The 13021-nt window shown below is 56.0% G+C and carries 9 protein-coding genes and 2 pseudogenes; 7 read left to right on the forward strand and 4 right to left on the reverse strand.

Annotated features, from left to right (window positions below; all coding sequences use genetic code 11):
- Nucleotides 1-164: 164 nt before the first annotated feature.
- Nucleotides 165-3545, reverse strand: coding sequence for a caspase family protein (locus JUK32_RS23630; RefSeq protein WP_204141331.1), 3381 nt, complete (start codon nt 3543-3545; stop codon nt 165-167).
- A 176-nt stretch (nt 3546-3721) separates the two neighbouring features.
- On the opposite strand from JUK32_RS23630, the gene JUK32_RS23635 reads away from it, so the two are divergent.
- The 7 genes and pseudogenes from JUK32_RS23635 to JUK32_RS28865 all read left to right on the forward strand — a co-directional run.
- Nucleotides 3722-4588, forward strand: a complete 867-nt coding sequence (locus JUK32_RS23635; RefSeq protein ID WP_204141332.1) for a hypothetical protein — start codon at nt 3722-3724, stop codon at nt 4586-4588.
- A 12-nt stretch (nt 4589-4600) separates the two neighbouring features.
- On the forward strand, nt 4601-4816 hold the full coding sequence (locus JUK32_RS23640; protein WP_204141333.1) for a hypothetical protein: 216 nt from the start codon (nt 4601-4603) through the stop codon (nt 4814-4816).
- A 31-nt stretch (nt 4817-4847) separates the two neighbouring features.
- A complete protein-coding gene (locus JUK32_RS23645) occupies nt 4848-4997 on the forward strand; it encodes a hypothetical protein (protein ID WP_204141334.1) in 150 nt (49 codons plus the stop codon).
- 328 nt (nt 4998-5325) lie between these two features.
- A complete protein-coding gene (locus JUK32_RS23650; protein ID WP_204141335.1) occupies nt 5326-9672 on the forward strand; it encodes a strawberry notch family protein in 4347 nt (1448 codons plus the stop codon).
- A gap of 144 nt (nt 9673-9816) precedes the next feature.
- Nucleotides 9817-10248, forward strand: a complete 432-nt coding sequence (locus tag JUK32_RS23655; RefSeq protein WP_204141336.1) for a hypothetical protein — start codon at nt 9817-9819, stop codon at nt 10246-10248.
- An 88-nt stretch (nt 10249-10336) separates the two neighbouring features.
- Entirely contained in the window at nt 10337-11233 is an 897-nt protein-coding gene (locus tag JUK32_RS23660; protein WP_204141337.1) for an ArdC family protein, read from the forward strand.
- Between the two features lie 421 nt (nt 11234-11654).
- Nucleotides 11655-11873 (forward strand): annotated as a pseudogene (locus tag JUK32_RS28865) (DUF3560 domain-containing protein); the annotation flags it as partial.
- Nucleotides 11874-11922: 49 nt separating this feature from the next.
- Here JUK32_RS28865 and JUK32_RS23670 read toward each other — a convergent pair.
- From JUK32_RS23670 to JUK32_RS23680, 3 genes and pseudogenes are all read right to left on the reverse strand, one after another.
- Nucleotides 11923-12306, reverse strand: coding sequence for a hypothetical protein (locus JUK32_RS23670; RefSeq protein WP_204141339.1), 384 nt, complete (start codon nt 12304-12306; stop codon nt 11923-11925).
- Between the two features lie 62 nt (nt 12307-12368).
- Nucleotides 12369-12710, reverse strand: coding sequence for a hypothetical protein (locus JUK32_RS23675; protein WP_204141340.1), 342 nt, complete (start codon nt 12708-12710; stop codon nt 12369-12371).
- A gap of 66 nt (nt 12711-12776) precedes the next feature.
- Nucleotides 12777-13021 (reverse strand): annotated as a pseudogene (locus JUK32_RS23680) (hypothetical protein); the annotation flags it as partial.

The following is a 13021-nucleotide window of genomic DNA, read 5'->3' on the forward strand; positions in this document are numbered from 1 at the left end:
CTTTCTCCAGTATTGTTGAGACTGATTTATGCACCATGGACCCAAGATAAATAGGGGAACTTCCCCTAAGTCCAACTCTGTTGAAATGCTAGAAAGTACTGTAAGTCATTACGTTCACCTACTGAAGCAACCCAAAATTCGAGGGATTCCCCGAACTTTTTCAACTATTTTGTGAGGACTTGTTTAATTGCGGCTTGAGCCTGGTCAGCAGTGAAATAGGTGAAATGGTCACAGGCAACTACTTGAATAACGGGAGCGGGGTCGAGGGCAAGGGCGATCGCTTTCAGGCTATGGGCGCTGGCAAACAGATCGTTGGGCTGCCCCAAAAACGCTAGACTCGCGGCTCCCCCTGTCAGCTTATTCACCAATCGCTGCACCAAACTGCTCCCCTTGCTATCGGTTACTAAGGCAGAGGATTTTAGGGCCGCGTTCCCAGCAATGATTGAGTAAGGAATGTGAGGATTGGGGCTGGCTTCGAGCGATTTGAGCAACTCTGAGCCGGGCTGCATCTGATCGAGGGTAACGTCAAACATTTCCATCGCCGCTACTAAACTACCGATGACTTTCACCGGCCAGGCCACTGTGGACAGGCTGTTCAACCCAACCGCCAGGGCAGTGCTTACCCATCCCTGTACCGTTGACCAAGGAGTCCCCGCACCAGGAGCACCGACCAACACCAAATGGCTGACCATGTCGTGCCCGCCTTCCCGTTCGACCAGCCAGCGCCCAATCAAACCGCCGAGCTCGAAGCCGATGACATCCAGGTGCTTCGGGTGATTGGCATGTAGCCCCACTGCCTCCAGTCGCAGCTTGAGTTGACGGGCCGTTTCTTCTACAGAGGTATTGAAGCTCTCGTAGTCAAGCCCCAAAATGAGGTCGTAGCGATCGCGCAACCACGCCCCCATCTCTGTCCCGGATCGCAGGTCGTTAATTAGATTTGGCGTATCGCCCATCAGTCCGTGGATTAGCAACAAAATGCGTTGGGCTTCTGCAATTTGGGGGCGCAGGGTAGCGGGTTCCTTTTCATAGACCACTTGCCCGTTTTCCAGCAGATAAATCGCGGACAACTGGGGATACTCGAAAGCCAGTCCCAGTTTGTTGCTGAGGAGTTTTTGAAAGAAGATACGCACCGTGCTTTGCAGACTGCGTTCCGCGGCAGTCGATGACTCAGGAAGACGTTCTAGCAAGATATCGGTACCCTCAGCAGTGGAACGCGATCGCCCCAGCGGCAAGAAGAATTCGCCATCATAGGCGATCGGCAAGATGTACTCTCCCTCCCCTAACGGCATCGGCAACGTCAGCCGGAGTGGATGCGTCGGCGTCACCGTCTGCAACGAGTCCGGGTCGATCACCTCCAGTTCCAACACGCTCAGCCCCGGATCGCTGCCGCGACTGCGGGTAAAGTAGAGCCGTTCAGCCTCGGCACTGTCCTGGTTGAAAATAAGGGGAAGGGTGGGCTGGGCCAGCGATCGCGTCGCTTCTGGCAAAGAGGTGAGCCGGGCTGTGGCTTGCAAACCTGTGTGAGGATGCAACTGCACATCGGCTCCAAGGGAAATAGCACGACCTGAGGGGGCGATCGCCTGCGCCTCTTGAGGGCGCACCGTCACTACAGTTACCTGGGTAGTAGACCAGTCATCCAACACCATATCGTCTTCTGGTTCGGCCCCAATATCCCGCTGCTGTACTCGGCGCAGGAGGCGATTCAGGTTACTGGGTCGAACGTTAGCTGACGGCACCGAGCGAGTTAGGGGAGCATCCAGATTGCCCTGGGCCATCAAGCGTGCGTCAAACTCCGCTGTACAAACAACCAGCTTGAAGATGTCCCGATATTCCGTTACTCCCTGCTGCCAGAGTTCTTTAGGCACAGAGGCATACAGTAGTTTGCCACCATTAGCCCAAGCCGTTTCCCCTGGCTGTAGCCAAACGCCACCTGCCTCAAACCCAACTGGACTGATGGCATAACGCTCCGTCAAATCCAGCAGGGCACAATACAGAGGCAGATCGCTGGTATTGGTTAACCGGACTTGAAAAGTCGGTTGCTGCCAGTGGGTACCTGAGCGTTGATAGGCCAGCAAAATCGGTGCATCTTCTAAAACTTGGCCGTCCTGCAAAATATCGAGTTGGATGGCATTGGCAGGGATACGACTATGCGGGGATCGGTTCAAGTCGGCAACGGTTATCCAGCGAGCAATGTGTTCCAGTCGTTCGATCACTTTGTCAGCGATCGCCCCGCTAAACCCGACCAAATCCCGCACCAAGGCCTGCTCTCCCACCGCATCCAAAATCTGATATCTGCCATGCCCAGCATGAACTTTGAACTTTGCTTCTACGGGATCGGTTACGTGAGTCAAATACAGCGATGCGCGCTCCAACCGTTCTTGGAGCAGGGCAACCCCCGCTTCGTCCCCCGTCAACACCACGCCCACCGGTGCTAACGGCATTGAGGTCGCGATCGCCCGATACACCTCATCTTCCCGCAAGGATGGCAACCCCGTGATGTGGATGCGGCTCAACTGCGGCAGCACCTCGACCACGGAGGCTGCGCCAATGGCATCTGATAGGGAATGGGGATCGGCATGGTCAAAAGGAAATAGAGCAAGTTGGGTGGTTTCCTGAGGTGTCGGTGCTGGGATACCGTGAAGTTCCCCTGCATCAATCACCCAGCCATAGTCCTGGTTATATGAAACGGTGAAATAAGCGTGGCGATTTTGGTTAGAAGCGGCTGCTCCGATCCCTAAAAACGGCAAATCCAAATCATCAGGATCGGTAGCTTCCAGCTGCGGTATTTGGTTCGGCACCTGCGCCGTAATGAGAGCGTGGGTGCGCTTAAACACCTCTCGGCAGCTCAAATTACCAGCGGCTTGACTTAGCGTTTCTAGCAAATAATAAGAGAAGGCTCCGCGCTTTTTGGCGAAATTTTCCTTCGCGGTTTCCAAATCGCGGCAAGCTGCCAGCAAAACGTGACGCCCTTGGGGCACAGCTGACAAGGTGGCTTCAGCACTGCGAGTCTCTGCCGCTTGTGTCCAAAGATAGCTCTCAATGGGGCGACGGCGGCGATCGGGTTCCACATAGCGGGTATTTAACGGGCGACTCCCCGAGCCGGAATGGCAGCAATCGAGAATGACGGTAATTTTGGGACCCTTTTCAGCCACCTCTGCGATGAGTTTGCCCAGCTCTTTATCGGCCAGATCCCGGCTGTTTTCAAGGCGGCTGTCCCAGCAAACCAGGGTTTCGTTGAGGCGATCGGGCTCAAGATGCCAGAGTTCCGGCGGCGCATCCTCCTGAGAGCCATGTCCACTGTAGGCAAACAGCACGGAATCCTCTGCCTGAGCTTGCCCCAAATGCTCGCGAAAGGCTTGAATGATGGCCTCACGGGTGGCTTCAGCATTCTTTAAGGTTCGCACATGCAGTTCGAGTTGCTCGGTGGTAACCCGCTCCTGCAAGTATCCCGCCAGCATCTCCACATCGTTGACACATCCTCTCAGACAAGGCACTGGCTGTGGATAATCATTGATGCCTACCAGCAGTGCATAAAGATTCGCCATGGCTTTCGTCCAACAGAATTTGCTGCCACTTTAACCTGAGTTTTTACTACGTTCAAAATCTCTGCGTTGCCAAAGCAGAACCTTTTGAGACACAAAACACTTGACCTCGACATTATTAGCTCAATACTTCGTAAGGGCTACGTCCGAGTCTTGAGCTTCATTTAGCGGATACAACCTTGCAACCAACGCTTCTCACCGTGGAAGCGTCTTTTTTGGCGCGGGTGCGCTGCCTGAGTGACCTTCATTCAGGCAAAAGCAACATGCGATATTTCTTTTCCGGCATTAGCTCCACCGAGGAGCGCGACATGCTTCAAGAGGCCGGAGTAACGCGCATCCTGATCGATCCGACCGACCTGCACAACGCCAATGGCATGAACGCCCAAGTCGCCCTCGACTCTGGAGCGTATCGAGCTTTCAAGAACGGGACGACTATTGATGTCGATCGCTACCTGGAAGTGGCGGGATCGCGGTCGTTCGAGTTTGTCGTCGCTCCCGATGTCCTCGGCAACATGGACGCCACGATCGCCAACTGGAACCGCGTCAAAAACTGTGGTTTGCCCCTGGTCCCGGTTTGGCAATGGGGCGCAGATGAGGCCATCCTGCATCAGTTCCTTAACGAAGCCCCCCTTGTCGGCATTGGGGCCTGCGTCCCCTGGATGCGGGTTGACCATAGACGCAACCGCACAGCAGAGGAGATTGTTGCTGATAAAGAGAGACGAGTCGCCAACTTGAAAACTCTGAAAGCGATTTGCGAGCAACATGGCGATCGCCTCCATGTGTTTGGCCTCTGCTGGGAAAAGGCGATCGAAGAACTAGCGGGTTGCCTCTATTCCGCTGACTCGTCGCACTGGCTTTGTGGGGCCAGAAAGGGAACGGTGATTTTCCAAAATACGCGCACCGGGCACCTAGCTAACGCCCCGGCTAAAGTCCTGCCCTTTGCAAGGAGATGGGAGCGGCGGCAGCGCTGCATTGAAAATGCCAGAGCGATCGCGCAGTTTCTGGGAGAGCCATTAGCTTCCGCTCCGGCGGCAGCGAACTCATAAGAGGACATCACTATGGCTTCTCCCCACGGTTACGCCCGATTCACGGTGATCGTCTATCGGGCGATGCGGCCCGGACTGCCCATCCGTCCTATGCTCAACTATTTCGATTGGAACAGCGTTGATGCCAAAGAACCTCACGGGCTTATCGAGCGAGACATGGCATCTAGCTATCACCGCCACGAGGTTACGGCCTACGCCTGCAAACTTCGCCCCATCGTGACGCGCTAATGCGCTGTGGGGACGATGCACTGGAGTGCTTATGCTGTCTCGAATCCTGTCGTTGATTTTGCTCGTCGCTATGTGCAAATCGGGGGTGAATTTCAAGCATTTTCACCTGCATACTCACCAAGAGCACCATCGACCACCAGTGGTTAATGCTCAGCGGATGCGAAAGCTGAAGCGCCCCTAGTTTACCGCTCACCCTGTCCATCTGGATGGGGTGAATTTTTCGCTTTCGCCAGTCACCACTTCCAACTCTATCAGGTGCTCTGTAATCTGAGCCTGGTGGAACCCTGTCATCCGGTCTTTGCCCATAAGCTGCTGCAAACCCTGCCGTCTGGGTGCCTTGCGCTCTGGACACAACCAGCGTTTCTCGCCATAGCTCACGCGATCGCTGACTGCTGGGCAACCACCAAGGACAAGTAACGCTCCCCTTCCTTTTAACAGTCGTCTTCACAGACGGCTGCTTTCTTTTTTGGGCTATCGCCGCGAGGGACTGACCTTTATAGGCGAAAGCTATGCTACAGCCAACTATCGAAGCGCATCCGACGCATGATGCGCCGGAAAATCAACTACTGGAAATTATCAAGGGCTTGGGCCGCATCTTCTGGCGGAACTGCAAGCTACATCGCAGTCATGCCAGAAAGCTCATGCACGAGTCCTTTGGCGGCTCGGATGCTGAGGGCCTGTGGGCCTGGAAGGACGTTTACGACCTCCAGGAGTCCGCCTTTGTCTTCATGCTGCCGTACTTTACCGAGCAGATGAAGGCTCAGGGCACATCCGCGATCGCTGCTCTGCAAGAGTTGGCGCGGTTGCAGGCCCTTGGTCTCACCCAGACTCGCCGGAGCGAAGAAGCGATCGCTATGCAGCAGTTCTCAACGCCGCTGCAACTGGCGTATATCGCTTCCCACTGTGCGCGGGTTACACCGAACGACCTAGTTCTGGAACCCTCAGCCGGGACGGGCATCTTAGCTCAGTTCTGCCAGGTTCGCGGGGCGAACGTGGTGCTGAACGAACTGGCGGATAGCCGCTATGAGCTGCTTTGCAGCCTGTTTCCAAATGCGGCGACCTACCAGTTCAATGCGGAGCACATCCACGACCACTTGCCAGAGGCAATACAGCCCTCGGTGGTGGTGATAAATCCGCCCTTTAGTGCATCGCCTCGTCAAGATCGGCGTAATGCCGCTGCGACTGGCAACCATGTCCGCTCTGCCTTCCTGCGATTGGTGCCGGGTGGCCGCCTGGTGCTGATTTCCGGTCAGTGGTTCGAGCCTGGTTCTAAGTTTTGGAGAACCGCGTTCTCTGGCCTGGAAGATCAGGTTTGTGTGAGGGCCACCGTCACCGTGTCGGGTGAGGCATACGCCAAGCATGGCACCACGATGGATACCCGGCTGACGGTGATCGACAAGATTACGCCTCAAGGAACTCCCATCTCTTTGGATTTGGGAACCGAGTGGGCCATTGCTCAGATCGAGGGCAAGACGGCCAGGGTGAAATCCCTGGAGATGGCGAAAGTCGCTCACCTGCTAAAGCAGTTGCCACCTCGCAGTGAGCTGCAACCTGTTCAGCCCAAAGCTGCTCAGCCTGTCGCGGCAATTCAGCCAACGCAGCACAAAGTGGCTAAGGCTAAGGCGAAAGCCAAAGCTGAACCGAAGCCTGACCCACAACCCACTGAAGCGAATCCTGGCCCGTTCTGGGATGACGTGATCGATGTGGCGTATGAGGAAGTTCCCCCGGCGACCACGCAAACTCAGGCCGTGCTCTATGAGGTCTACCAGCCTCAGCGGATCGCCATCAAAGGGGCGCAGAAGCATCCCACAACGCTGTGTGAGTCAGTTGCGCTCAGTGCTGTGCGGCCACCGATGCCCAGCTATCGACCCAAACTGCCGAAAGCGGTGGTGGAGGGTCTGCTCTCAGAAGCTCAGCTAGAGAGCGTCGTCTATGCAGGTGAAGCTCATAGTCAGCAATTGGGCGGGTTCTACAAGGTTGATGAAACCTTGGATGAGGTTAAAGTCGCCAGCAGCAACGACCCGGATGCCGTGCAGTTTCGGCGCGGGTGGTTCCTCGGTGACGGCACGGGTTCTGGTAAGGGCCGTCAGGTCGCTGGCATTGTGCTGGACAACTGGCTCCAGGGACGAAAGAAAGCCCTATGGGTGTCCAAGTCCGACAAGCTGATCGAGGACGCACAACGGGACTGGAAAGCCCTTGGTGGTGACGAGTCCCAGATTGTCTCGCTCTCAAAGTTCAAGCTGGGCAGTGACATTCAGCTTAACGAGGGGATTCTGTTCACGACCTACGCAACCCTGCGGGGTGGCAGTCGGCAGGGCAAGAAGTCGCGCCTAGAACAAATCACCAACTGGTTGGGTGCTGATTTCGATGGCGTCATTGCCTTCGATGAGGCGCACTCAATGGGCAACGCGATCGCCACCGAAGGTAATCGCGGCACTCAAGAAGCGTCCCAACAGGGCTTAGCAGGTTTGCGCCTGCAAAACGCGCTGCCGGATGCACGGGTCGTCTACGTCTCGGCAACGGGAGCCTCCAAGGTTGCCAACCTGGCCTATGCGTCGCGCTTGGGCCTGTGGCAGACGGGCGAATTTCCGTTTGCCACTCGCACTGACTTCATCTCAGCGATTGAGGCGGGCGGGGTGGCCGCGATGGAAGTGGTATGCCGTGACCTGAAAGCATTGGGCATGTACTTTGCCCGCAACATCAGCTTTGAGGGCGTCGAGTACGATGCGCTGACGGTGCCGCTGACCACAGATCAAATCAAGATCTACGACACCTATTCCGAAGTGTTCCAGGTCATTCATACCCACTTGGAAGAAGCGTTAGCGGCTAGCGGGGCGAATTACAACCGCTCAGCTAAGTCAGCCGCGCGTTCGGCATTCGAGTCCAATAAGCAGCGGTTCTTCAACCATCTGCTGACCTCGATGAAGTGCCCCAGCCTGATTCAGTCAATGGAGGCTGATCTAGCCGAGGGGTTAGCGCCAGTCATCCAGTTGGTGTCTACCAATGAGGAGATGATCAAGCGGCGGTTAGCAGACCTGCCCACCGAGGAATGGGATGACCTCAATATTGATGTGACCCCACGGGAGAACATCATGACCTACCTGGTCAACGCCTTCCCGATCTACCTCTATGAGGTCTACACGACCGAAGACGGCCAGGTGCGCTCCAGTCTGGTGCAAGATGCTGACGGCAATCCCGTGATCTGCCGCGAAGCGGCAGCCCAGCGAGATGCGTTAGTTGGCAAAGTTGCGTCCTTACCAGCCCTGCCTGGTGCATTAGAACAAATTCTGCACCACTTTGGTCATGATCGGTGCGCAGAAGTCACCGGGCGTTCCATTCGGATTCTCAGTGATCCAGACGGACGGCAGTACGTGGCCAAGCGCCCCGGCTCAGCAAACCTATCGGAAACCCAAGCGTTCATGGATGGAGAGAAGGATGTCCTGATCTTCAGCGGCGCGGGGAATACCGGGCGTTCATACCATGCCGACTTGGGCTGTCAGAATACGCGGCGGCGGGTGCATTACCTGCTCGAATCGGGCTGGCAGGCTGATGGCGCGATCCAGGGTCTAGGGAGGAGCCATCGCACGAACCAAGCCACAGCCCCGATCTTTCGGCCTGTGGTGACCGACGTACGGGGTGAGCGGCGGTTTATCTCGACGATTGCCCGACGGCTTGACGCACTGGGAGCCCTCACCCGTGGGCAGCGGCAGACCGGAGGACAGGGACTCTTTGACTCCAAAGACAACCTGGAATCGATCTACGCTCAATCAGCCCTGCGGGAACTGTTCCGACTGCTGTACGGCGGCAAAGTGGACTGTTGTTCACTGGCCCAGTTCGAGCAGACTACCGGACTTACCCTCACCACCAACGAGGGGCAGTTGCGGGAAGATTTGCCGACGATGGCGCGATTCCTCAACCGCATTCTGGCCCTACCGATTCAGCTACAGAACGACCTCTTTGAGGTGTTCGAGATGCTGGTCGAGGCGCGGGTCGAGGCGGCGATCTCTGACGGCACTTTCGAGAGTGGCGTCGAAACCATCCAGGCTGACAAGCTGACGGTGGCTGACCGTAACGTGGTCTATACGCACAACTCTGGCAGCGAAACCTTCTGTGTGGAGGTCGAGCGTAGCTGGCGGACGGAGTTCACCAGTGTTCCTGAAGCCCTGGATTTGCAAGACCGATGGGAAGGCCGCTTGATGGTCAACCAGAAGTCTGGACGTGCGGCAGTCGTCATTCCAACCTCATCTGCACTCAGCGATTCGGGGGCGGTCATTCCGCGTGTGGCTCTGGTGCGTCCTGTGATTCGCGCCAAGATGACGGTGGCAGAGCTGGAAAGCAGCACTTGGGAAGAAGCCTCTCAGCCCAACTGGGAGCGTTGCTGGCAGAACGAAGTGAGTCAAATCCCTGAGTTCACCAGTGACCGTATCTTCCTGATCTGTGGCCTGCTGCTGCCGATCTGGAACTCCCTCGACCAGGAAAACATGCGGGTGTACCGCTTGCAGACCGATGACGGCGAGCGCCTAATCGGTCGGGTGGTGGAGCTGCACAAGATGCAGGAAATCGCCAAGTCGCTGGGAGTGCATCAGGTTGAGCTATCGGCTGCGGAGATGTTTGACACTGCGTTCAACCAGAAGCAACGCCTACCGCTGCCGGGTGGCCTGTCGCTGAAATCCTCGTGGCTCATGGATGAGCGACGGTTGGAAATTGCGGGCACCCTCTCGGACGGCTTGTGCGAACAGCTCAAGGTGGCTGGCTGCTTCACCGAGATCATCTCCTGGCGGCGACGGGTGTTCATCCCCACGGATACGCCTCGCGGCCCGGAAGTCTTAGAGGCCGTGGTCAAGCTGCTGAGCTAGATCAACCAGCACCGCAGTCATCCCTTCGGGGGTGGCTGCTTTTTTTGGCTGGAGCCGAACGGGGCTAACCTGTCTCAGCGTTATTCGCTACTTGCTTTCGCAAACGTGTGATGACGTTTTACGTTGCGAAAAAGAAATAAGACCATGCAATTAGTTGCGCTAGAGAATCCGGTCAAATCACCGTATCCCCTGAGTCCTTATATTGCGAAATTGATGCTTGATAGCCCTTCAGAGCGACTGACCTGGATCGAAGTTGTAGACCTACACGAAGCTGCCAGGGAACTCTGCCCCCAGCGCTTCAGTTGGTGGTGCAGTCTGCCGCCCGAACTCTGGATTACTTCACAAATCGCGTATTGTTTCCAGGCTCCAACAATGGAGGAATTGCCCAATGTCTATGCCATGCGGGTGGACCTTCAGGCAGGTTATCAGTTCAGCGGCGCGTTGTATGTGCTGCTGACCCTGGAGCAGCTCATCACACTGAGGAAGGTCTGCTATCGGGTCCGTTCTGATTTCTACGCATACGCCAAGACTCAGACGCTACCCACTGAGTTTGATTGGTCCGATGTAAACGGTTAATCCTCATCCGAGGCTGCTTGTCATTCTTTGGCAAGCAGTTTTTTTGGGCTATCGCCAAGCATGGCTGAACTTCTATCAATTAATCGCCATGCCTAAGTCTAAAAGAACTGACAAGTTCCAACTGGTGGCTGACAACCTGCTGGCCTTGATGGAATCAGGCAACATTCCGTGGCGAAAACCGTGGAGCGTTGTGCCGACCTGCAATGCCATCACAGGGCACCAGTATGGTGGCATCAACCCGCTATTGGCCCAGGTGGATGTGATGGCGAAGGGGTACCAGTACCCCCTCTTTGCTGGGTTTAAACAAGCTCAGGAAAAAGGCTGGAAGCTTCAGAAGGGCAGCAAAGCCACTTGGCTGCGCTGGGGTGGTGTCGTCCGTAAGGAAAAGGAAGACCCGGTGACAGGTGAGGTCGAAGAAGAGGTATTCACCGCCGTCAAGTGGCTCCAGGTCTTTAACCTGGACTGTTTCGATGATTCTGAGTCCGAGCATCCGATCGCTGAGGTGATCGACCGCTACCGGGGGCCAGAAAACCCCGACGCTCGTATTGATGAGGCGGAGTGGCTGATCTTCGCCCAGGATGCTGACATCCAACATGGGGGAAGCAAAGCCGCTTATTCACCCAGTCGCGATCAAATTCGCCTACCGCATTTCGAGGCTTTCAGTTCGGCTGAGCTGTACTACTCGACAGCGATTCATGAACTGATCCACCGGACCGGGCATGAATCCCGTCTCAACCGGAACATTCGCAATCAGTTCGGCACCTCAGAGTATGCCTTTGAAGAAATGGTTGCGGAGCTGGGTGCCTCTTTCGTCTGTAACGAGCTAGGCATTACGCCAGCGCTAGAGCACCATGCCAGTTATATCGAGGACTGGATGGAGCTAATCGGCACGGACAATAAGGCGTTCTTCAAGGCCACCACCCTGGCTCAGAAGGCCGCAAACCTGTTACTGAACAACGCCACTGTTGACCTCGAAGCGGCTTGATCCCCATCACGATGCCCCCCGTGGGGCATCACTTTTTTGGCTATCGCTTCGATGTTGGGCACAGATTTCAGGAGCAATCCGATGTCCGACGAAACTATCCAGCAGACAGACCCTACCGAACCTGAGTTCGGGTTAAGCTTGATGACCAATCCGCCAGGGAATAAATTGCCCTGGCTCACAGCGAACGTCCGTTAAAACGGACTCAATTCCCGAAGTCGCAGTCCGTTTCAACGGACTTGTGCCAGTCAGCCGTGGACTTTGAGTCCACGGCGGGATGCCAACGCCAGGGCTTTCTTATCCCGAACTGACGTTACCGAGCAAGGCACCGTGCAGGACGCCTTGGAGCAACGCCGGGAAGTCGTTGACGACAAGCGGGAGCAGCGTCGCGATCGCTACGAAGAGTTAGCGGCAAAGCTCAGCTCATTCCGAGACGGCCTCTCACATGGGCCAGGCTATTCCCCTCGGCCAACCGATTCTTGTCGGCCACCATTCCGAGAGGCGCGATCGCCACTATCGGAAGCGTATGCACGGGGAGCCGGGGAGAACGACTGGGGCCACCACGACCGCGACGGGCGGCCACCCATTGGTAAAAGTCAACCGCGATTCTCCGCGGGAGAGGCTGCGTCAACGCTGCCATTAAAAAAGCCCCTGCCAGACAGCAGAGGCTCATTGATGATGTGGTGTGGACATCAAGGTTTGAAGCCCGAAATCGCGCCCAATACTTGCAGGTGCTCTAACCGCTTCCCAGCCGCTAAGGGGTTATCTAGTCCCATCGCCTTAGCCAGCTTACCAACAGTCGTCACAGTGAAGACAGCGCCCTCTTGCAAAGACACCAAAATCTCATAGAGCTTCTGCTGACCTGGAGACAGGTTGAGGCAGTAGTTTATGTCAACGCTGATGTAGGAACAACCTTCCAGGACTGCGGATTCCGCATCAGCGGAATCACTATGAAACACCAGCTTCGGCATCCTAGCCTCTTCAATGTCTTCAGGCGTCAATTCCCAGCCGACATAACCGCTGTCATGCTCCAAATAGAGTTCCAGGTTTTCCAGGTTATTCGAGGTTGTGTACATAGCTCCTCCTAGTGTGGGTGGGAGTACACCCATACTCCCACATTATACCGATGACTCAGAGATTAGCCAAACGGCCACCAGCCACCGCTAGCCGACTGCTCATCGCGCTCATCAATGGTGTCGTCATCCTCTTCAGGCTCTCTGTCCTCATCACGGTCAACGACATCATCGGTGCGATAACGCAGCTCGTCATGGTCACGCCGCTCCCATCGGCGCTCAGCATCATAGCGGCGGCTCTCTTGCTCATCATGGTCATTCCTCACGCCGTGATCGCGCATGATGCGATCCACGTCGTCCTCGCCATCAGCAGGAATGTCAAAAACGGCATGGTCGCCTCGGTCGTTACTAATCTCGCCAATCACACGATCGTCGTCTTCTTCCGGTCTTAACCAACCAAAAACCATAGGAACACCTCAAAAAGTTGTTTTGCTTCGTAGCGATTCTCCAAAGGAGAGGCTGCGCCAACGCGATTACTTCTTTTGACGAGCGGCGGCGCGGGCCTTCCGTAGCTGGTAATAGGCACTGTCTTCTTGCTCGGCCTCAATCTGGAACCGCATGACGCCCCGTTTGGCACCGGCGGCTTTCATCGCGGCGATTTCGGCCTGGTCGAATTCGTCCTCAACCTGTGACTGGGACTCAATGAGGGCTTGCAGTTCGGCTAATTGTTCATCGGCGGCAGTCTGTAACTTGCTGCCCTGGTCGCGGAGTAAGGCGA

Source organism: Halomicronema sp. CCY15110, assembly GCF_016888165.1.
Taxonomy (GTDB): Bacteria; Cyanobacteriota; Cyanobacteriia; order Phormidesmidales; family Phormidesmidaceae; genus Halomicronema.